At 72.7% G+C, this 20,369-nt stretch carries 21 protein-coding genes and 1 tRNA gene; 7 read left to right on the forward strand and 15 right to left on the reverse strand.

Annotated elements, in window-relative coordinates; translation table 11 throughout:
- Positions 1–94 precede the first annotated feature (94 nt).
- Complete coding sequence (locus tag WMJ97_RS08720; protein WP_347348598.1) at positions 95–1,582, reverse strand: methyltransferase; 1,488 nt, start codon at positions 1,580–1,582, stop codon at positions 95–97.
- Between the two features lie 197 nt (positions 1,583–1,779).
- On the opposite strand from WMJ97_RS08720, the gene WMJ97_RS08725 reads away from it, so the two are divergent.
- Complete coding sequence (locus tag WMJ97_RS08725) at positions 1,780–3,270, forward strand: amidohydrolase family protein (protein ID WP_347348599.1); 1,491 nt, start codon at positions 1,780–1,782, stop codon at positions 3,268–3,270.
- Positions 3,267–5,540 (forward strand): DEAD/DEAH box helicase, encoded by a 2,274-nt coding sequence (locus WMJ97_RS08730; RefSeq protein ID WP_347348600.1) that lies wholly within the window; start codon positions 3,267–3,269, stop codon positions 5,538–5,540. The genes WMJ97_RS08725 and WMJ97_RS08730 overlap by 4 nt, the downstream gene beginning before the upstream one ends.
- A 5-nt stretch (positions 5,541–5,545) precedes the next feature.
- Here WMJ97_RS08730 and WMJ97_RS08735 read toward each other — a convergent pair whose 3' ends face one another.
- From WMJ97_RS08735 to ssd, 7 genes are all read right to left on the reverse strand, one after another.
- A complete protein-coding gene (locus WMJ97_RS08735) occupies positions 5,546–5,935 on the reverse strand; it encodes an Rv3654c family TadE-like protein (protein ID WP_347348601.1) in 390 nt (129 codons plus the stop codon).
- Positions 5,932–6,249, reverse strand: a complete 318-nt coding sequence (locus WMJ97_RS08740; RefSeq protein WP_347348602.1) for a TadE family type IV pilus minor pilin — start codon at positions 6,247–6,249, stop codon at positions 5,932–5,934. The genes WMJ97_RS08735 and WMJ97_RS08740 overlap by 4 nt, the downstream gene beginning before the upstream one ends.
- Positions 6,250–6,376: 127 nt before the next feature.
- Positions 6,377–6,631 carry a hypothetical protein gene (locus WMJ97_RS08745; protein WP_347348603.1) on the reverse strand — a complete coding sequence of 85 codons (255 nt, stop codon included), beginning with the start codon at positions 6,629–6,631 and terminating at the stop codon, positions 6,377–6,379.
- Between the two features lie 138 nt (positions 6,632–6,769).
- On the reverse strand, positions 6,770–7,195 hold the full coding sequence (locus tag WMJ97_RS08750; RefSeq protein ID WP_347348604.1) for a type II secretion system F family protein: 426 nt from the start codon (positions 7,193–7,195) through the stop codon (positions 6,770–6,772).
- A 176-nt stretch (positions 7,196–7,371) separates the two neighbouring features.
- Positions 7,372–8,175 (reverse strand): hypothetical protein, encoded by an 804-nt coding sequence (locus tag WMJ97_RS08755; RefSeq protein WP_347348605.1) that lies wholly within the window; start codon positions 8,173–8,175, stop codon positions 7,372–7,374.
- A gap of 16 nt (positions 8,176–8,191) precedes the next feature.
- Positions 8,192–9,334: a TadA family conjugal transfer-associated ATPase gene (locus tag WMJ97_RS08760; protein WP_347348606.1), complete on the reverse strand. Its 1,143-nt coding sequence runs from the start codon at positions 9,332–9,334 to the stop codon at positions 8,192–8,194.
- A complete protein-coding gene (gene ssd, locus WMJ97_RS08765) occupies positions 9,324–10,379 on the reverse strand; it encodes a septum site-determining protein Ssd (RefSeq protein WP_347348607.1) in 1,056 nt (351 codons plus the stop codon). Before ssd ends, WMJ97_RS08760 begins: the two co-directional genes overlap by 11 nt.
- A 123-nt stretch (positions 10,380–10,502) precedes the next feature.
- Between ssd and WMJ97_RS08770 the strand changes: the two genes are divergently transcribed.
- Complete coding sequence (locus WMJ97_RS08770; protein WP_347348608.1) at positions 10,503–11,258, forward strand: class I SAM-dependent methyltransferase; 756 nt, start codon at positions 10,503–10,505, stop codon at positions 11,256–11,258.
- 100 nt (positions 11,259–11,358) lie between these two features.
- Entirely contained in the window at positions 11,359–11,958 is a 600-nt protein-coding gene (locus tag WMJ97_RS08775; RefSeq protein WP_347348609.1) for a phage holin family protein, read from the forward strand.
- 69 nt (positions 11,959–12,027) lie between these two features.
- Here the strand turns inward: WMJ97_RS08775 and WMJ97_RS08780 are convergent, their stop codons facing one another.
- From WMJ97_RS08780 to WMJ97_RS08810, 7 genes are all read right to left on the reverse strand, one after another.
- Positions 12,028–13,725, reverse strand: a complete 1,698-nt coding sequence (locus tag WMJ97_RS08780) for an alpha-glucosidase (protein WP_347348610.1) — start codon at positions 13,723–13,725, stop codon at positions 12,028–12,030.
- A 98-nt stretch (positions 13,726–13,823) separates the two neighbouring features.
- On the reverse strand, positions 13,824–14,504 hold the full coding sequence (locus tag WMJ97_RS08785; protein WP_347348611.1) for a CoA pyrophosphatase: 681 nt from the start codon (positions 14,502–14,504) through the stop codon (positions 13,824–13,826).
- A complete protein-coding gene (locus WMJ97_RS08790; RefSeq protein WP_347348612.1) occupies positions 14,505–15,134 on the reverse strand; it encodes a TlpA disulfide reductase family protein in 630 nt (209 codons plus the stop codon).
- Positions 15,131–15,814 (reverse strand): endonuclease III, encoded by a 684-nt coding sequence (gene nth / locus WMJ97_RS08795; protein WP_347348613.1) that lies wholly within the window; start codon positions 15,812–15,814, stop codon positions 15,131–15,133. Before nth ends, WMJ97_RS08790 begins: the two co-directional genes overlap by 4 nt.
- 2 nt (positions 15,815–15,816) lie before the next feature.
- A complete protein-coding gene (locus WMJ97_RS08800) occupies positions 15,817–16,287 on the reverse strand; it encodes a RidA family protein (RefSeq protein WP_347348614.1) in 471 nt (156 codons plus the stop codon).
- Positions 16,284–16,448 carry a DUF4177 domain-containing protein gene (locus tag WMJ97_RS08805; RefSeq protein ID WP_347348615.1) on the reverse strand — a complete coding sequence of 55 codons (165 nt, stop codon included), beginning with the start codon at positions 16,446–16,448 and terminating at the stop codon, positions 16,284–16,286. Before WMJ97_RS08805 ends, WMJ97_RS08800 begins: the two co-directional genes overlap by 4 nt.
- Before the next feature lie 55 nt (positions 16,449–16,503).
- On the reverse strand, positions 16,504–16,770 hold the full coding sequence (locus WMJ97_RS08810; protein WP_347348616.1) for a WhiB family transcriptional regulator: 267 nt from the start codon (positions 16,768–16,770) through the stop codon (positions 16,504–16,506).
- A gap of 133 nt (positions 16,771–16,903) precedes the next feature.
- On the opposite strand from WMJ97_RS08810, the gene WMJ97_RS08815 reads away from it, so the two are divergent.
- The 3 genes from WMJ97_RS08815 (at position 16,904) to WMJ97_RS08825 (ending at position 20,369) form a co-directional block, all read left to right on the forward strand.
- Positions 16,904–19,312 carry a penicillin-binding protein gene (locus tag WMJ97_RS08815; RefSeq protein ID WP_347348617.1) on the forward strand — a complete coding sequence of 803 codons (2,409 nt, stop codon included), beginning with the start codon at positions 16,904–16,906 and terminating at the stop codon, positions 19,310–19,312.
- Positions 19,309–20,217: a metallophosphoesterase gene (locus WMJ97_RS08820; protein ID WP_347348618.1), complete on the forward strand. Its 909-nt coding sequence runs from the start codon at positions 19,309–19,311 to the stop codon at positions 20,215–20,217. The genes WMJ97_RS08815 and WMJ97_RS08820 overlap by 4 nt, the downstream gene beginning before the upstream one ends.
- Before the next feature lie 75 nt (positions 20,218–20,292).
- Positions 20,293–20,369: transfer RNA gene (locus WMJ97_RS08825), tRNA-Pro, on the forward strand.

Below are 20,369 nucleotides of genomic sequence, written 5' to 3' on the forward strand. Positions count from 1 at the left end.
CCGGGGCGTCCGGGGCGAGGCTGGCACGGTCGGCGTCGCGCACCGTCGCCGGCGCCGTGGGGCCGTCGTGGGGCGCCCGGCCGGGGCGTCCTTCTCACTCCACGAGGTAGCCGTCGCGGACGAGTTCGCGGACGCGGGGGGTGAGGTCCGCGCGGAGCGCCGCGGCGTCCACGTCGAGCAGGGTCGCGATGGCGTCGATGATCTGCCCGGCGGTGAGGTCGCCGTCGGACGCCCCCGCGAACGCCGCCAACCCGGTGTCGGCCTCCACCGCGCAGCCGAGCCCGTAGGACTGGCGCAGGACGATGTGCTCGGGGTCGGGCTCGCCGGGGCGTCCGGTGGTCTCCTGGACGACGCCGGGATGCAGGCGCCACCGCGTGGCGAGCAGCGCGTCGTCGGGGACGCCGGCCAGGTCGACCGCCCACTGCTGGGCCGCCAAGGCGTCCCCGATCGGCTGGTAGACGGCGTGGGGCCACTGCTCGACGCGGATATCGGGCACGTCGCGCCCAGCCTGCCGCAGCGACACCCAGCCCATGCCGACCCCCTCGATGCCGAGGGCGTCGAGGTAGCCGATCCACTCGCGGTACCGTTCGCGGTAGTCCGGGCGCCAATTGGTGCCGGCGTCGCTGAGCCAGATCTCGGCGTATTCGTAGGGGTCGAGGCGCTCGCGCTCGATGACGAGGCCGTCGCAGCCGGTGGGGCGGATCCAGCCGGCGAGCCGCTCCTCGAAGGGCTCGCCGCGCAGAATCGCCCAGTTGCACAGCACCTGCATCGTGCCGTCCGGGTTCAGGCGCCGGCCGCCGCCGGTGACGACCTGCTCGACGAGCCGGTCGCCCGGGAGGCTGCCTTCGCGGTACGTCAGCCGGTGCACGGAGGGCGGCGACATGACGAACGGCGGGTTCGTCACGATCAGGTCGAACCCCTCGTCGGCGACCGGCTCGTAGAGGGAGCCGAACCGCAGGTCGGCGTCCACTCCGTTGAGGCGGGTCGTGACGCCGGCGAGCGCGAGAGCGCGCTGGTTGACGTCCGTGGCGATCACGTGCCCGGCGTGCTGGGCGAGGTGCAGCGCTTGGACGCCGCAGCCCGTGCCCAGGTCGAGCGCCCGCCCGACCGGGCGGCGCTGGGTCAGTTGCGCGAGCGTCGTGGACGCCGGCGAGACTCCGAGGACGAAATCGGGACGCGTCTCGTTGGGCCGCTCGTCGAGGTGGTTGAGCGGGTCGTGGCACACCCAGCCGTCGAGCGCCGGGGTGGACGCCGTCGCCTCCGCCGCGTACGGCCGGATCTCGGCGAGCCCCCGAACCCGATCGGCCTCCACCGCGAGGATGCCCGCCTCCACCAGCGGGCCCACCGGACCCAGGACCCGCTCGACCTCGGGGCGCGGTACGGTGTGCTGCACCAGCCACAGCCGCATCAGGGTCGCCTGCGCGTCGCGGTCGTCGCCGAGGGCATCCTCCGCCGCCAGCGTCGTGTTCCGCGCGAGCCCGGCCGCGCCGGCGTCCCCCAGCCGCCGCATGACGGGGTCGAACGTGTAGTCGGCGTCCCGAAGACGGTCGGCAAGCGTGCTGAGGTAGGAGTCTGACAACATGACCCAAGCCTGGCACGCCCGCCCGCTGCGGCCCGAACCCTGAGCGACCGAAAGGATCGACCGTGACGACCGTTCCGAGCCAACGCCCGCCCGGATGGGGCGCGTCGGCGCCCGAGGGGTCCGCGACGTCCACGCATCCGTCGCCGCCGGGAGCCACGCCTGGTCGCGGCAGGCTCCTGGTCCGGAACGCGCGCCCTGTGCCCCTGGACGGAGTCGACTCGCGGCCCGACGTCGCCCCCGTGGACCTTCGGATCGCCGACGGCATGATCGTCGAGGTCGCGCCTCGCCTGGAGCGCGTGCCCGGCGAGGACGAGTTGGACGCCGGTGGCCACTGGACCATCCCGGGGCTGTGGGACCACCACGTGCACGCCGGGCAGTGGATCCGGTCGACCACCTGGGTCGACCTGGCCGGCACCGCGTCGGCGCGCGAGGCGCTCGACCGGCTCGCCGCCCACATCGCCCGATTGGACGCCTCGGGTGCCGACCCGCACCAGGTCGTGACCGGCTTCGGCTATCGCAGCGTCACCTGGCCCTCCCCGGCGTCCGTCGCCGACCTCGACGCGATCAGCGGGGACCGGCTCGTGATCGCCATCGCCGGGGACGCCCACAACGGCTGGCTGAACTCCCGCGCCCAGGCCGCGCTGGGTCTCCCCCACCGCGACACGGCCCACGCCGAGAACGACTGGTTCAGCGTGATCGACCGGCTCTCCGAGTTGCCGGGGTTCGATCCGAGCCCGCAGCTCATCCGCAGCGTCGTCGCGGGCATGGCCGCGCGCGGCATCACCGGCATCGTGGACTTCGAGTTCTCCGACTCCTTCCGGCAGTGGCCACGCCTGGTCGCCGACGGCCTCGACCTCATCCGCGTCGTGGCGAGCGTCTACCCGCACCAGCTCGACGAGGCGATCGGGCTCGGCCTGTCCACCGGCGGCGCCCTGCCCGGCGGCGAGGGGCTCGTCACGATGGGGCCGCTGAAGATCATCACGGACGGTTCCCTCGGCACCCGCACCGCGTGGTGTTGCCAGCCGTACCTCTCCGCTCCGGGCGACGCCGACTGCGGCGCCCCGAACCTCACCGGCGAGGAGCTGCGTGCGCTCATCGAGCGCGCCGACTCCCACGGGCTCGGCGTCGCGACCCACGCCATCGGGGACCGCGCGAACCAGGCCGTGCTGGACGCCTTCGCCGCCACCGGCGTCCACGGACGCGTCGAGCACGCGCAACTTCTCCGCCTCGACGACATCGGACGCCTCGCCGACCTGGGCATCGCCGCCAGCATCCAGCCCGCCCACGTGCTCGACGATCGCGACATCGCGGACGACTGCTGGGCCGACCGCACCGAGCGTGCGTTCATGATGCGCTCCCTCCAGGACGCCGGCGTGCGGCTGCTGTTCGGCTCGGACGCCCCCGTCGCGCCGCTCGACCCGTGGCTGGCGATGGCCGCCGCGGTCCACCGCTCCGGCGACGAGCGCGAGGCCTGGCACCCCGAGCAGTCGCTGACGGTCGCCGAGACGCTTGCCTGCTCGGTCGACGGCCAGCGGCTGGCGCCGGGCGGGCGAGGCGACCTCGTCGTGCTCGGTGACGACCCGTTACGCCCCTGCGAGCGCCCTGAGGACGCCCGCGCGCTGCTGCGAGGCATGCCGGTGCTCGCCACCGTGTGCGCCGGCCGCGTGACCCACCGGGCGGACCCGTGACGCCGCCCGAGTGGCTGCTCGACGAGAACACCGCGCATCTCCACCATCGCCCTGCCCGGGCCGGCAGCCCGGCCGAGTGGCCCGACTGGGTCTCCGACCGCGTCCGGGCAGCCCTTCACCGTCGCGGCATCGAGCGCCCCTGGGCCCATCAGGCGATCGCGGCCGACGCGGCCTTCCGCGGCCGGCACGTCGCGATCGCGACGGGCACCGCGTCCGGCAAGTCCCTCGCCTACCTGCTGCCCGTGCTCGCCGCAGGCCTCGACGGACGCCTCGGCGCCCCCGCGCCCGACACCGGACGCGCGCGCAGCGCCCTGCGCCTCGACCTGCCGCCGCGGCACACGGCGCTCTACCTGGCCCCGACGAAGGCCCTCGCCCACGACCAGGTGCGCGTGTGCACCGAGCTCGGGTTCGATCACGACGAGTGGCGGGTCTCTGCGCTCGACGGCGACTCCGACCGCGACGAACGCCGCTTCGCCCGCGAGTTCGCCCACTACGTGCTCAGCAACCCCGACATGCTGCACCGCTCCGTGCTGCCCGCCCATCGGCAGTGGTCTCGGTTCCTCGCCGATCTGCGGTACGTGGTCATCGACGAGGCCCACCGCTACAAGGGCGTCTTCGGCGCCCACGTCTCGGCGGTGCTGCGACGCCTCCGGCGCGTGTGCGCGCTCTACGGCTCGAGCCCGACCTTCGTCTTCGCCTCCGCGACCATCGCGGACGCCGACGACGTGGGCCGGTCGCTCGCCGGCCTGAGCGACGTCGCCCTCGTCGACACCGACGCCTCGCCGGCCCCCGGTCTCGACTTCGTGCTCCGTCGGCCCACGCCCAGCCTCACCGAGGACGCCGCCCGCCTCCTGGCCGGACTCACCGAAACGGGCCAGGCCCTCGTGTTCACCACCTCCCGGATTCAGGCCGAACTCGTCGCCATCCGCGCCCGCGAGCTCTCGGGCCGCCCCGAGACGATCGCCTCCTACCGGGGCGGCTACCTGGCGGCCGACCGCCGCTCCATCGAGCGCGCCCTGACCACCGGAGCGCTGCGCGGCGTCGCCGCGACGAACGCGCTCGAACTCGGCGTCGACATCGCCGGCATGGACGCCGTCGTCACCGCCGGCTTCCCCGGCACCCTGGCCGCCCTCTGGCAGCAGGTCGGCCGCGCCGGACGCTCGGGGCAGGACGCCCTCGCCGTGCTCGTCGCGCGCGAAGACCCTCTGGACGCCTATCTGGTCGAGCACCCCGAGCTCATCTTCGACCGGCCGGTCGAACGCACGGTGGTCTACCCCGACAACCCTTACGTGCTGGGCCCGCACCTGGCCGCCGCCGCCCAGGAAGCGCCCCTCACCGAAGCGGACACCGACTACTTCGGCCCCCGGACCGTGCCCCTCGCCGAGCAGCTCGCCCACCAGGGCATGCTGCGACGCCGCGCCTCCGCCTGGTTCTGGACGCACCCGCAGCGTGCCGTCGACTCGATCGATCTGCGCTCCATGCACGGGCGTGCCTTCGAGGTTGTCGACGAGGCCACCGGACGCCTCATCGGCCAGGTCGACCCGTCGGCCGCCGACCGCACGCTGCACCCTGAGGCGGTCTACGTGCACCAGGGCGATCAGTGGCTCGTGGTCGACGTCGACGAGCACGACCGTGTCGCCCTCGTCGTGCCCGCGGACGGCACGTACTTCACCCAGCCGCAGGCCGTCGCCGGCGTGCGCGTGCTCGGGGTCGACCGGACGCGGCCTCTCGGCCTCGGCACCCTGTCGTACGGCACCGTCGAGCTGGCGAGCCAGGTCACCGGCTACCTGCGGCGCGACTCCCGGACCGGCGACGTGTGGGATTCCACCCCGCTCGCCCTGCCCGAACGCCACATGACCACCAAGGCCACCTGGTGGACGCTGCCCGACGACGTGCTCAGCGTGCTCGACATCGAGCCGGCCGAGTTGCCCGGCGCGGTGCACGGGGCCGAGCACACCGCGATCGGCCTGCTGCCCGCCCTCGTGCCCTGCGACCGCTGGGACATCGGCGGGCTCTCCACCGTGCATCACCCCGACACCGGCCGCCTCACCGTCTTCGTCCACGACGGCAATCCCGGTGGAGCCGGCTTCGCCGAACTCGGCTACGAGAAGGCCGACCAGTGGTGGCGGGCCACCCTCGAACGTCTGCGCGACTGCCCCTGCGCCGACGGCTGCCCCGCCTGCGTGGTGTCCCCCAAATGCGGGAGCGGCAACGACCCGCTCGACAAGCGGGGGGCGGCCGTGCTCGTCGCGGCGCTGCTGCCCGGCTGACCCGGTCACGACTCCTCCTGCAGGACGCCGGCGTTCGCGTGGGCGTCCACCGCCAGCGACAGGCCGAACGGACGCCACCCCGGGTCGCCCCGGACGGCGACCGTCACCACGAAGTCGATTTCGTCGCCGGACACCCGGCACGACGTGACGCTCACGTGGTTGACGGACGCCGAGCCCGACGCCGCAGCACAGCCGTCGCCGCCCGCCAGCACCGCCTGCCCGCCCGCCACGGCGGCAAGATCGGCCGCCCCCTGCACCCGGTGCGCCGTGGCCCGGTACGCCGAGGCGATCACGAACACGGCCACCAGCACCCCGACGAGCAGCACCCCGACGGCGACGAGGCCGGTCGCGTTGCCCCGTTCGCCGCGGTCGCCCTCCGCCGCCCGTCTTGTCATCGCCGACCGCCCTCGTCGAGCACCGCGGCCCGCGCCCGGACCGGCCACGTGAACAGGCCGCCGAACCGGGCCTGCGCGCCGACCTCGACGACCGTCGCGCCCCCCTCGTGACGCCGGGTCACGGTGGCGCCCGCCGGGGCGTCACGCTCGGCCCGCGCCACCGCGGCCCGATCCCCCCGCGCCTCTTGGCGCGCCACCTCGTTCGCGCTCACCTGGCAGAGATTCAGCAGGGCCAGCGCCCCGATCAGCCACACGACGACGGCCGTCAGCATCGCCACCACCAGGCTCACCATCGCGAGCTCGGCGGTCGCCATGCCCCGCTCCCTCGAGCCGGTCGCCTCCATCGCTCCCCCTCCCCGCCGGCGTCGCCCCGCCCCACACGGGGCGACGCCTGTGGTCGTGGGCCGGCCTTGGCCAGCCCGGTCAACGGTCAGTCAACGGTCAGAACGCCCCAGTGATCGCCTTGAAGATGACGCCGATGAGCGTCTTGATGAGCGCCGCGAACCAACCGGCCTGCAACGCCTTGATCACGATCGTGACGAGGGTGATCACCAACACCACACCGACCGCGTACTCCGCCGTCGTCATGCCGCGCTCGTCGCCGGGCGCCGCCACCTCCCCCGCCTCGTCCGCCACGACAGCGACCTCGCCGATCTCGCCGTCGACCGCCTCGTGCCCCTCGAACATCTCGGTCATGTGCCCCTCCTTGCTCCCCTCGCCGCACCACCGCGGCACACCCTCCACGATGGGGATCGACCGCCGTTTCGTGTCACCGAGTTCGCGGCCTGTGGACGACGCTTCGACCCGCCCTCGATCTGTGGACAACCCGTCACCTCACCGCGCGAACAGGCCGCCGAAGATCGGCGCGACCCCCAGCAGGAAGAAGGCGGGCAGGAAGCACAGCACGAGGGGCACGACGCTGCGCACCCCCGCCCGGCGCGCACCGACCTGCGCCGCCGCCGCCGCCGCGCGCCGGGCGTCTCGCGCATGCTGCCGCAGCAGCCCCGCCAGGGCGACCCCCGTGCCGACCGACCGGCTCAGGTCGCGCGCCACGGCGGCGTACCCGGGGGCGTCCCCCAGGCTCGCCCACGCCCTCCGCTCGTCGATGCCGAGGTCGATCTGATGGGCCACGACGCCGAGCACGCCGCTCGTCGCGTCGCCTGACACCTCGGCGACGAGGCGTAACGCCCCGCGCGGCGGCTGCCCGGCCTCCAGGCACACCGCCAGCAGGTCGCACACCTGCGGCACATCGGCACGCACGGACGCCTGCCATCGCCGCCCCCGCACCGCCGTCCACCACGCGCGGGCTCGCGCCCACACGCCCGCCACCGCGACGCTCCGCCCCCCACGCCGACTCCGTAGCCTCCCCAGGCCCGGCGGACGCGCCAACCGGACGGCCACCAAGGCCAACCCCGCCGCGAGGGCCGCCCACCCGCTCACCGGACGCCCCCGTCCGCGATCCGGTCGGTCCACCAGACCCCGGCGCACGCCAACCCGACGCCCGCCACGAGGCACGCGTTGCCCACCGCCGTGCCGGTCAGGAAGCGGAGCGGGTCGCCGCCGAACCCGTAGCCCAGCAGGACGCCCACCAGCGGTAGCGCGCCCATCAGCCTCCCTGACGCCCGCGGCGCCGACAGTTCCGCCGACACCGTCCGCTCGGTCTCGTGCTCGGCCGCCAGCCGCTCCGCCGTCGCCTCGATGGCCGCGCACATGGACGCCCCCGTTCGCTCCGAGACCTCCCACGCCCGCGCCAGATCGACGAGCCCCTCCCCGCCCGGGGCCTCCCCCGCTCGCCGGAGCGCCCCCGGCACCTCGCCGCCGACCCTGCGCACCGCCACCGCCTCCCGCAAGGCCGCGCTCTCCTCCGCCGCCCCGTCGAGCGCGACGACCGGGATCTGCCCCACCCGCAGCAGCCCGGCGAGCACCTGACCCGCCCGGGCGACCTCGTCGGCCCGGCGACCGGCCGCACGGCGGCGTCCATGCCGGAGCGTCAGCCCGCCCACCGTGCCTGTGAGCATCGCCGCGCACGCGGCGACCGCGCCGGCCGACGGGCCGGCCCAGACTCCCACGGCGCACACCAACACGGCCCCGGACGCCACCGCCCAGATCAGCGGCGACCCGGACGCCTCCCGCACCCCCGAGCGCCCCGGACGCCCACGTCTCAGCCCCGGCGCCGGCACCGCCAGCCCCGCCGCGCCGCCGGCCAGCACCGCGGCGAGCCCGACCCACACCCACGTCATCCCGGCCCCCGTCTCCTCACCCGATCAGCGCCCTCAACGCCGGGTACCCCGGCCCCCGCCGCGCGTCCCCGGACTCGTCGCACACGAGCGCCGACACCGCCCTGACGAGGCCGTCCGCCCCCGAACGAAGCATGGCGATCTCGGAGACGTACCTTCGGCCACCACCCGCCCCGCGCCGCACGTGCACCAGCGCGTCCAGGGCGGCGGACGCCTGCGCGTGCAGGGCGTCCCGGCTCAGCCCGCCCAGCGCACCCAGCGCCTCGAGCCGGGCCGGCACCGCGTCGGGCGCGTTGGCGTGCACGGTTCCGCACCCGCCTTCGTGACCCGTGTTCAGCGCCATCAGAAGGTCCGTGAGCTCGGCACCGCGCACCTCGCCGAGGATCAGCCGATCCGGACGCATCCGCAGCGCCTGCCGCACCAGCGCCGTCAGCGTGACCGCACCGGCGCCCTCGGCGTTCGGCGGCCGCCCCTCCAACCGGACGACGTGCGGGTGCGGCGGGTCGAGCTCCCGCGAGTCCTCCGCGATCACCAGTCGCTCCGTCGCCGGCACCTCGCCCAGCAGCGACGACAGCAACGTCGTCTTGCCGCTGCCCGTGCCCCCGGACACCAGGAACGCCGCCCGCCGGGCCACCAGGCCGCGCAGCGCCGCCATTGCCTCGGCGCTCAGGCCGCCGCCGGCCCGCCAGTCGGCCAGCGACAGGCGTACCCGCGCCGGGATGCGCAGCGAGATGCACGTACCCGGGTCTGCGACGCTCCCCAGCACGGCGTGCACGCGCGTGCCGTCGGGCAGCCGGGCGTCCACGAACGGCTGCCCGTCGTCGAGACGGCGGCCCACCTGCGCCGCGAGCCGGACGGCCAGCCGCCGCACGTGCTCCTCCGACTCGAACTCCACCTCCGCCCGCTCCAACCCTGCGCCCCGGTCGACGTAGACGGCGCCCGCCCCGTTCACCAGCACATCGGTGACGCCGGGCTCGCGTAACAGCGGCTCCAGCGGGCCGGCGCCCGTGCTGTCACGCCGCAGGGCCGACACCGTCGCCCAGACGGACGCATCGCTGACCACGTGCCCCAGCCACCCCAGGGCCTCCGCGACGGCGACCGGCGTCGCCGCCTCCCCCCGCTCGCTCAGCCGGGCGCGCACCTCGTCGAGCTCAACCCTCATCGGACGCCTCCAGCACCGTCGCCAGCAGCCGGTCGACCGCCTTCGCCCACGGCCCGCGCGCCGACCGGCCCGGCGGCGCGCCGGCCTCGGCCGCCCGCGCCACCCGCCGGTCGGTCGGAACCGCCCCGGCCACGGCAAGCCCCAACGCCTCCCCCACCAGGGGCGCTGGCACAGGCCCGGCGCGCACCGCGAGCAGCGGCGACTCCAACTCCAGCGATCGCCGCGTCGCGTCTGCCGCCGCCACCGCCCGGACGTCCGCCCCCGCCACCAGCACCGTCGACGACACCCGCAACTGCTGCCGGACGCCCGCCGCAGGCGCCCGCCCGGCATCGACCACCACGAGGTCGTGGTGCCGCAGCAGCGAGCCGAGCACCGCCTGCAGCGACTCGGGCGACGGAGGGCCCACCGCGTCCGCCCCGCCCCCGCCCGGATCGGGCCGACCCATCGACACGAGCGTCACCCCCTCGGCCTGCGGCAGGAACTGCCGGACATCGCTCACCTCGCCCCGCGCCCCCGACAGCCGCGGCCAGCGCCAGCCGGGCGACCGCTCGGCTCCGACGAGCAGGTCGAGGCCGCCCCCGCACGGGTCGGCATCGACCAGGGCGGACGCCAGCCCGCGGCGCCGCGCGGCGTACGACAGGCCCGCCGCCAGGGTGGACGCCCCGACCCCGCCGCTGCCGCCCACCACGGCGACGAGCGGCGAGTGGCCCTCGGGCTCGGCCGACATCACCGCCGAGAGCCACGCCGACCCGTGGGGCAGCGGAATCACCTCCGCCCCGATCGGCACCGACCACGAGCTCAGTTCGCCCGCGTCGAAGCCCACGACGAACACGCGCTCGCGGCGCGGCGGCGAGGCGCCCGCCACCCCGGCCGCCTCGTCGCCGCCCACCAGCACCAGGTCGGCCGCGCCCCAGCGACGCACGAGATCGTCGAGCGAACCGGCCGCCTCGACCCCTACCCCCAAGGCGGCGGCGGTCGAGAGCACGGCGTCGCCGACGCGCTCGTCGCGCGTCCACAGAATCGTTCGGATCGGATTGGTTCTCACACTCTCCACAGTGGGGACGAACCCCCGATTCGTGTCACCGAGTTTCTCGCCTGTGGATAAGTGACCGGTCCATCCGGGCACGGTTGCCGATCGCGCCCGTCGCCAGCCCTTACCATCGTGGGCATGACGTCGTCCAAGAGCTCGTCCGCCTTCCCAGCCGCCGCACTGGACTGGCTCATCGACGCCCCCACCGCCCGGGTCCTGGCGCTCGGCCGCACGTGCGCCCCGCTGATGCCGATGCTTGCCGCGCGCGGCGACCGGCTCACCGCGAACGATCCTGACCCGGCCGGCGTCCGCACGCTGCTCGAGCGCGCGCCGGGCGCGCTGCCGACCGTCTCCGACGCCGACCGCATGCCCTTCGTCCCCTGCGCCTTCGACACCGTGGTGGCCAACCAGAGCCTCCACACGCTCGACCTGGCGAAGGCGCTACCCGAGATCGCGCGCGTGCTGCGTCCGGGCGGGCATCTGGCCGTGGCGTTCACCGTCCGCGACGACTCGGTTCCGTGGGTGAAACGCCTGGTCGCGCTCATGCAGAGCATCGATCCCGAGGCGATGACCGGCGACTACGGCGACCATTCGGTCGAGGAGCTCACGGCGTCCCCGTTCTTCCCCGAGATCGAGAAGAAGAGCTTCCGGCTCTGGGTTCCGATCGCGCGGGTGGGCCTGCTCGAGATGGTCGCGCGCCGGTTCCCCGACCTCGACGACGAGCGGCGCACCGCCCTGCTCGACGAAGTCGGACGCCTGTACGAGTCGTCCGCCCGCGTGCCCGAGCCGCTCCTGCTGCCCTATCGGATCACCTGCTGGCGGGCCTACGTCGATCACAGCGAGTTCTCGGCGCCGCTGCGCGTCCCCGACCCCGGGCTGCCGATCACCCTCTGATCGCGCCGGCGGGCCGGTCCCGCCCGGTTCCCCGATCGGCTACCAACCCCTGGCGCGGCCGGGCTAGCATGTGCCGTAGTCAGCAACGGAGGAGAGACGCATGCCCGAAGAGCAGCCCGAAGTTGGAGATGTCGTCAAAGACATCTCGGCTGATATCTCGACCCTGGTCAAGGGGGAAATCGCCCTTGCCAAGTCGGAGATCATCCCCCAGGCGAAGAAGGCGGGCATCGGTGCCGGCCTACTGGCCGGCGCGGCCGTGTTCGGCGTCATCGCGCTGAACGTTCTGTTCGTGTGCCTGGGCTTCGTCTTCACGAACCTCTTCTGGGGGCACACCGCAACCCCCGTCGGCGCGTTCGGCTGGGGCTTCCTGTGCGCCGTCGGCGTCTACCTGATTCTCGCGGCGATCCTCGCCGTCATCGGCATCACGCGCATGAAGTTCAAGAAGCCGGAGAAGACGATCGAGGAAGGCGTCAAGGCCAAGAACGCCATCGCCCACGCCGTCTCCAGCGGCCTCGCCGACGTCAAGGTGATCGCGAGCCGCGGCTCGAAGCAGTTCACGACGGACGGCCAGGGTCGCATCCTCACCGTCTACAAGGGCCAGGCCGCACCGCGACAGCCGGTGCCGCAGACGTTCAGCGGCGAGCCCGGCGTCGCCGATTCGGGCGCCTTCCGCGCCCCCGAGGCCGGCGAGGCGAGCTAGCCGCACGAATGCAACAGCGGCCGACGCCCCGGGCGTCGGCCGCTGTTGCGTGTCCCACGGCAGGACGCCTCAGCGCCGCAGCAGCAGAACCTTCGATTCCCACGGCTCGAGGGCCTGGATATCGCGGGGATTCGAGTTGGTCGACAGCAACATTTCCGCCCGCTCGAGGCTCGGCAGCTCCGCCACCGGGACGCCCGCGACGTGCGACGTCATGTTCGCCACGACGAGCAGCTGCTCATCCTTCAGCGTCCGGGTGAAGGCCCAGATCCGCGGATCCTCGGGCAGCAGCAGCTCGAATCGGCCCTCCCGGATCACCGCCCGATGGTGCCGCAGTTGAATCAGCCGCCGGAAGTAGTAGAAGACCGAGGAGCGGTCGTACAGCTCGGTCTCGGCGTTGATCGCCCCCGTGGTGTGGTTCATCGCCAGCCACGGTTCCCCCGAGGTGAAGCCGCCCTCCGGCGTCCACGGCATCGGGGTGCGGGCGTTGTCGCGACTCTTCGACGCGAGGGCGGCGAGCACCTGCTCGGCGGGGAAGCCGAGGCCGGCGGCCATGGCTGCGAAGTTGATCGACTCGATGTCGCGATAGTCCTCCAGGCGCCGGAAGCCCGCGTTCGTCATGCCGAGTTCTTCGCCCTGGTAGACGAACGGCGTTCCCTTGTGCAGGTGCAGAACGGTCGCGATGGTCTTCGCCGCCGTCGCCCGATGCTCGGGAGAGTCGTCGCCGAATCGCGACACGACGCGCGGCTGGTCGTGGTTGCAGAAGTACAGGGAGTTCCACCCCTCGTCGGCCAAACCCTCTTGCCAAGCGGCCATCGTCTTCTTGAGGTCGGGCAGGTGGAGGGGCTTGAGTTGCCACTTCATGCCGCCCGGCTCCTGGTCGACCGACACGTGCTCGAACGTGAAGACCATGCCCAGCCGGTCGTGGAACTGGCTGGTGTACTCGCGCGCCTGATCGGCGGTGACGTTGATCATCTCGCCGACGGTGAAGAGCCCGCGCTCGGAGATGCCGACCTCGCGGTTCATCTCCTCCAGGAACTCGATCATCCGCGGCCCGTTGCTCACCAGGCTCACGTCGTAGCTGAGGCCCATCCCCGGCGACTCGGGCCCATCGGCGAGCGGCAGGGTCTTGCTGATGAGATTGATCACGTCCATCCGGAATCCGTCGACCCCGCGGTCGACCCACCACCGCATCATCGCGTAGATCGCCTGGCGGACCTCGGGATTCTCCCAGTTCAGATCCGGCTGGCGCCGGCTGAACAGGTGCAGGAAGTACTCCCCGGACGCCTCGTCGTACGTCCACGCCGGGCCGCTGAAGAACGAGCCCCAGTTGGTCGGTTCGGCCCCCGGCTCGCCGGGGGTCTTCCCCTCACGCGCCGGACGCCAGTAGTACCAGTCGCGCTTCGCGGACGCCGGGTCGCGCGACTCCTTGAACCACGCGTGCTCGTCGGACGTGTGATTCACCACCAGGTCCATCACCAGCTTGATGCCCTTGTTGTGCAGGCCGAGGATCAGCTCGTCCAGATCCTCCAGCGTGCCGAACAGCGGGTCGACCGCCTGATAATCCGCGATGTCGTACCCGTTGTCGTCCATGGGCGACGCGTAGATCGGCGACAGCCAGACGACGTCGACCCCCAGCGTCGCGAGGTAGTCGATCTTGCTGATGATGCCGCGCAGATCGCCGACGCCGTCGCCGTCGGAGTCGGCGAACGAACGCGGGTAGACCTGGTACACCACGGCGGACTTCCACCACGGAGTCGCTGTCGCCATGTGCGCACGTCCTTCCTGGTCGGGGAGGGAGCCCACGGCACTACCGCGGGCCGAAGGACAGCTTAGCGACACACCGAGGGGTGACGAGAGGCTGATCGCTAGCGGCGTCCATGCAGGAATCGCGACGGAATCTCCGAGAAGCGCCCCGCGTCCCACGCCTCGTCCCACCCGGCCAATTCGAACAGGCCGGCCAGCAGGTGCGCGGTGAAACCCCAGATGTAGAGGTCGCCCACGACGAACGCGGGGCCTGTGTACCCGGACGGATGCCGCGCCGTCGAACGCGCTGCCGGATCGACCAGCAGCGGCAGTGGCAGGTCGTGGACGGCCGCGATCTCCCCCACGTCATGGGGCACGAGCGGACGCGGCCGGGGCCACCACCCGACGACCGCCGTCGCGTCGAAGTTGCTGGCCGCGACGTGGGCGGGCGGCAGGACGCCGAACACGGACACCTCGGACGGCCGGACGCCCACCTCCTCCTCCGCCTCGCGCAGCGCCGCGGCGACCTTCGAGCCGTCGGCCGGCTCGATCGCGCCGCCGGGGAACCCGATCTGGCCGGCGTGACGGCGCAGGTGTGCCGCCTTCTCGATGAACACGCACCGCAGCCCGGCCGCGACGCCGGGCTCGCGGCCGGCGGCGTCCGCGTCGAACGACAACAGAATGAGGACGGCCGCCGTCCGGCCGCCCTGGCCCGGACGCCCGGCGACGACCCGCTCCAACGCCGCGGGCGACGCCAGCGCCGAACGCAACCGGTCGAGACTCCCCGGAACATTGCCGCCCACTCAGACCACCCCCAACTGCTCGCTCACCAGGTCGCGCACCTGCTGCGCCGACGTGAACGGACCGGTATGACGGTAGACGATGCGCCCCTCCGCGTTCACCAGCAGCGTGACCGGAATGCCCGGCACCTGCATCGACCGGCTCAACAGACCCTCCCGATCGACGAGGTGCGGGTACCGCCACCCGGACGCCGCCGCGAACTCGATCGCCTTGTCGGGCAGCGGATCGGTGATGTCGATGCCCATCACGTCGACCTTGCCCGCGGCCTCGTCGGCGAATTGCCGAAGATACGGCGCCTCCTGGCGACACGGGTCGCACCACTGCGCCCACAGGTTGATCACCATCGGCCGGCCGCGGAGGTCGGACAGGGTGACCCACCGGTCGCTGCCCAGGCACGGCAGGCTGACCGGCGGCAGCCCGTAGCTCACCGGCTCGGCCGCGGCGGCCGGCACCGGGCAGTCGGGCAGCCCCGCCCGCTCGCGCTGAGCGATGAGCTGCGGCGTGTTCGGATCACTGGACGCCGTGCGCACCACCGCGCCGCCCTGCGCCCGCGGCGCGTTCGGCCCCGGGACGCCGCCGCACCCGGCCAACAGCAGCAGCAGGGACGCCGCGGCCGCCGCCGCAGCCCTCACCGCGCCGGCTCCTTCACGAGCTTCGCGGCCACCTCGGGATCGGTGGGGCCCTCCCCGTACGAGGGGCACAGGCCCTCGAGCGGGCACGCCCCGCACGCGGGACGCCGGGCGTGGCACCGCCGGCGCCCGTGCCAGATCACGCGGTGACACAGGGTCACCCAGTCCGCTGGGTCGAACAGCGCCCCCACCTCGGCCTCCACGACCAGCGGTTTCGCCGACGCCGTCCACCCGAACCGCCTCGACAGGCGCAGAAAGTGCGTGTCGGTCGTGATGCCGGGGACGCCGAACGCGTCGCCGAGCACCACGTTGGCCGTCTTGCGGCCGACGCCCGGCAGCGAGACCAGGTCAGCCAGGTCGGCTGGCACCTCGCCGCCGAACCGCTCGACGAGCGCGGCGCCGATGCCGATCAGGTGCTCGGCCTTCGCCCGGTAGAAGCCGGTAGGCCGGATCATGCCCTCCAGCTCGGCACGATCGGCCGCCGCGTACGCACCGGCGCTCGGATACCGCGCGAAGAGCGCGGGCGTGACGAGGTTGACGCCCCGGTCGGTGGACTGCGCGGACAGCACCGTGGCCACCAGCAACTCCAGCGGCGTCGAGAAGTCGAGCTCGCAGTGCGCGTCGGGGTAGAGGCGGCCGAGCTCGTCGAAGATGCGCCCGGGCTGAGAGGCGTCGACAGCCATCGTCAGGCCCGAGCCTCCACCGTCAGCTCCAACTCGACCGGCACGTTGAGCGGCAACACGGCGACGCCGACCGCACTGCGCACATGCCGGCCCGCCTCGCCGAACAACTCGCCGAGAAGCTCACTCGCCCCGTTGGCCACCTGCGGCTGCTCGGAGAAGTCAGGATCGCTCGCCACGTAGACGACCACCTTCACGACCCGGGTGATCTCGTCGAGGCCACCCGCGACGGACGCCGCGGCCGCCAGCGCATTGAGCGCCGCGACCCGCGCGCACGAGACGGCCGTGGGCAGGTCGACCTCGTCGCCCGCCTTGCCGATCGCGACCGGGACGCCGTCGACCGACGGCAGTTGGCCCGAGGTCAGGATCACGTCGCCCTGGCGCAGCGCCGGCACGTAGGCCGCCAGCGGCTTGGCGACGGGCGGAAGGGTCAGGCCCAAGGCGGCGAGCCGGGCGGAGGGACGGTCGGCCGTCACTGGCCGGCCTCGAGGGGCCGCTTGAAGTAGGCCACCACGTTTTGAGGGTTGGGCCCGGGGACGATCTGCACGAGCTCCCACCCGTCAGCACCCCAGTTGTCGAGGATCTGCTTCGTCGCGTGCACCAGCACCGGTGCCGTCGCGTATTCCCACTTGGTCATGGTGGCAGCCTAGCGAGCGCCGCCGACAATCCCGGCGGCCGGATGGTCTGGGCCGTCAGGGCCGCGGACAGAGCACCTGGCTCCAGTTGGTGATCTCGGTGTGCTGGCGCAGGAGTTGGCGGCGCTCACGCTCGGTCATGCCGCCCCACACGCCCCACTCGATGCGATTGTCGAGGGCCTCGGCCAGGCAGACGGGCCGCACGGAGCAACCCATGCACACCACGCGAGCGCGCTTCTGGTCGGCCCCATCCGGAAACAGTTGATCCTGCATGCCTCGGCATTTGGCCTTCAACGTCCAGTCTTCGGTTTCCAGGAGCGACATCGCGCCTACCTCTCATAGCACTGATCGGCAATAACGAAATGGTAAACACTCCGCCCCTGGGAGCACAACTCCCTGGTGGAGGACGAACGTGCGTTGCTCGGGTTTCTGCGTTGGCTCGCGTACTCTTTGTGCTATGCGCGTACCCACCCTCGGCCGTCGGCTGTACTCCCTGCTGATGTTCGTCCTCGTCAGCGTACTCGGCGGCGTCCTCACCGCGGGGCTCTTCGTGCCCGCGGCGGGCATCGCGGCCGAGACGACCAAGTCCCTGGCCGGCGCGCTGGAGTCGCTGCCGCAAGAGCTGGAGACGCCGCCCCAGGCCGAGGGCTCCCGCGTCCTCATGGCCGACGGTTCTGAGCTCACGAACTTCTACGACCAGAACCGCGTGTACGTGAAATACAACGACATCGCACCGATCATGCGGCAGGCGCAGGTCGCGATCGAAGACCAGCGGTTCTTCGAGCACGGCGCCCTCGACCTGCGCGGCACGATGCGCGCGCTGGTGCGCACGTCGTCGGGCAACACGCAGGGCGGTTCGACGCTGACGCAGCAGTACGTGAAGCTCGTCCTGCTCGACGACGCCGTCGCCAAAGACGACAAAGACGCGCTGGCTGAGGCGCAGAACCGCACCGTGGCCCGCAAGATGCTCGAGCTTCGGTACGCGATCGCGCTCGAGCAGAAGCTCTCGAAGGAGGAGATCCTCGAGCGCTACCTGAACATCTCTTACTTCGGTGACGGCTCCTACGGCGTCGAGTCGGCCGCCCGGCACTACTTCGGCACGACCGCCAAGAAGCTCACGCTGCCGCAGGCGGCGATGCTCGCCGGGCTCGTCCGTAACCCCGCGACGACCGATCCGGTCCGCCACGAAAAGCTCGCCGTCGACCGACGCAACGCGGTGCTCGACCAGATGGTCAAGGTCGGCGTCGTCAGCGCGAAGGACGCGGAGGCCGCGAAGGCGACCAAGTTCGACCAGTCGAAGGTGCAGCCGCACCCCCACCGTGGCTGCACGGCGAGCCGGTACCCGCACCTGTGCGACTACGTCGAGCGGTCGCTGCTGACCTTCGACAGCCTGGGCAAGTCGCCGACCGAGCGCAAGAACACCCTCTACCGCAGCGGCCTCACGATCCAGACGATGATCGACCCGCGCTTCCAAGACGCGGCTCAGAACGCCGTCTCGAACTACATCGTGCCGACCGACCCGGTGATCGGCGTCATGGCCATGATCGAGCCCGGCACCGGCCTCATCCGCGCCATGGCCCAGAGCCGCCCGAAGATCGGCAACGATCTCAAGAAGGGCGAGACCTACTGGAACTACGGGGCGGACGCGGCGCTCGGCGGCGCGGAGGGGTACGCGGGCGGCTCGACATTCAAGGCGTTCACGATCGCCGCAGCCCTCGAAAAGGGCATCTCGGCGTACCGGCGGTACAACTCGCCGCAGTCGATGTGGTTCGACGACAAGTGGTTCCCGATGTGCAACGGCAACTTCGCCCGCGGCACCTGGGGCCACCCGGTGACCACGGGCCCGTCCGGCAGCTTCAACATGTACGACGGGGCACGCGTGTCGTCGAACACGTTCTTCCTCCAGCTGGAGCGGTCGGCGGGCGTCTGCGAGACGGTCACGATGGCCCAGAAGCTGGGGCTCAAGCGCGCTGACGGCGCCGACATGCTGACCGGCCTGCGGGCCGACGGCAAGTTGCCCAACGGCCGCACCCCCGACGCGCAGAACCGGCCCGTCTCGAGCGTCGTGCCGGCGTTCACGCTGGGCACGTCCGAGATCACGCCGCTGTCGCTCGCGACCGCCTACGCCACCCTGGCCGCCCGCGGCAAGCGTTGCGACCCGATCATCATCAAGTCGGTGAAGGCGAAGACGGGCAAGAACTTCCAGATCCCCGACGGCAACTGCCAGCAGGTGATCTCTCCGGTCGTCGCCGACCGCGCGAACGACGTGCTGCACGGCGCGTTCCGTGCGGGCGGTACCGCCGCCGCCGCGGACATCCCGGGGTACGACCTGGCCGGCAAGACCGGCACCGACGGCAACGGCGCGCCCAGCATCTGGACCATGGGCTACACCCCCAACCTGGTCGGCGCCGCCCTGATCACCGTCGACAAGACCTCCAAGCGCTTCAAGGGCAGCCGGTCGAACACCCTGGCGGGCACCCGCATCGCCAACGGGTACATCCAGGGCCTGTCGGGTAAGGAGGCCGGCGCACGCCTGTGGAAGCCGGCGATGCGCCGAGCGCTGTCGTACCTCCCGACCGAGAGGTTCGTCCGCCCGGGTCAGGAGCCGAACAACACGCCGCGGGTCAACGTGCCGAGTTGCGACAACCTGGATCTCGAGGCCTGCAAGAGCGCCCTCGAGGCGGCCAGCTTCAGCACCGACGTCACGCGGCAGTATTCGCGCAGCGTCCCGCGCGGCCAGGTGATCAGCATCTCGCCGCGCACGCAGGCTCGGCAGTTCAGCACGATCGAGATCCGCGTCTCCCGCGGGCCTCGCGGCACCTCCAGTTCGGCGTCCGCGTCGCCGACCGCCACCGCGACGCCGTGAGCGGGGCACTGCTCGGCCGCGCCGCCCTCGGCGCGGCCGCGTTCGGGGCGTCCTGCGTCGCCTACGGCACGTTCGTCGAGTCGGCGGCCTACCGCGTCCGCAGGGCGACGATCGGCGTCCTGGCGCCCGACGCGGAGGCACTGCGCGTCCTGCACATCTCGGACGCCCACCTGCTGCCCTGGTACCGGCGACGCCGGGCGTTTCTGGAGTCGCTGTCGGGGTTGGATTCCGACCTCGTCGTCAGCACGGGCGACAGCATCGCGTCGCCGGACGCCCTCGAGCCGCTCCTCGGCTCCCTCGGACGCCTGCTGGATGCCCCGGGCGTCTTCGTGTTCGGCTCGAACGACTACCGGTCGCCGCGCCTGAAGAACCCGGCGAAGTACCTGTGGAAGACGACGTCGAAGGGCGCCCCGCAGGCGTCTGACTTGCCCACCGAGCAGCTGCGTGCCGCGCTGACCGCGCGCGGCTGGCTCGACCTGAACGACCGCCGGGGTGAGTTGACGATCCGCGGGCAGCGGCTCGCCTTCCGTGGCACCGACGACGCCCACGAGCACCGCGACCACTACGAGGCCGTCGCCGGCCCGGCCGAGCCGGGCGCGCTCAACGTGGGCGTGACCCACGCGCCCTACCTGCGGCTGCTGGACGCCATGACGAACGACGGCGTCGAGGTGATCTTCGCGGGCCACACCCACGGCGGCCAGGTGTGCGTGCCGATCCACGGCGCCCTGACGTCGAACTGCGACCTGCCGCCCCGGCTCGCGAAGGGGCTGTTCCGGCACGCCAGCGGCCACGCGACCTCCTGGGTGAACGTCTCCGCGGGCCTCGGCATGTCGCCGTACGCCCCGTTCCGGTTCGCCTGCCCGCCCGAGGTCACGCTGCTGACGCTCGCCCCGCGGGCCGCGTGAGGCGTCCGGCGGCCGCGCTCAAATAGGATTCTGGGGGCCGGTGAGCTAAAGTATCCGTCGGCCCTCGGGGCCAATCGGGGTGTGGCGCAGCTTGGTAGCGCGCTTCGTTCGGGACGAAGAGGCCGCAGGTTCAAATCCTGTCACCCCGACCA

The sequence above is a fragment of the Nigerium sp. genome (assembly GCF_039811905.1).
Taxonomy (GTDB): domain Bacteria; phylum Actinomycetota; class Actinomycetes; order Propionibacteriales; family Propionibacteriaceae; genus Propioniciclava.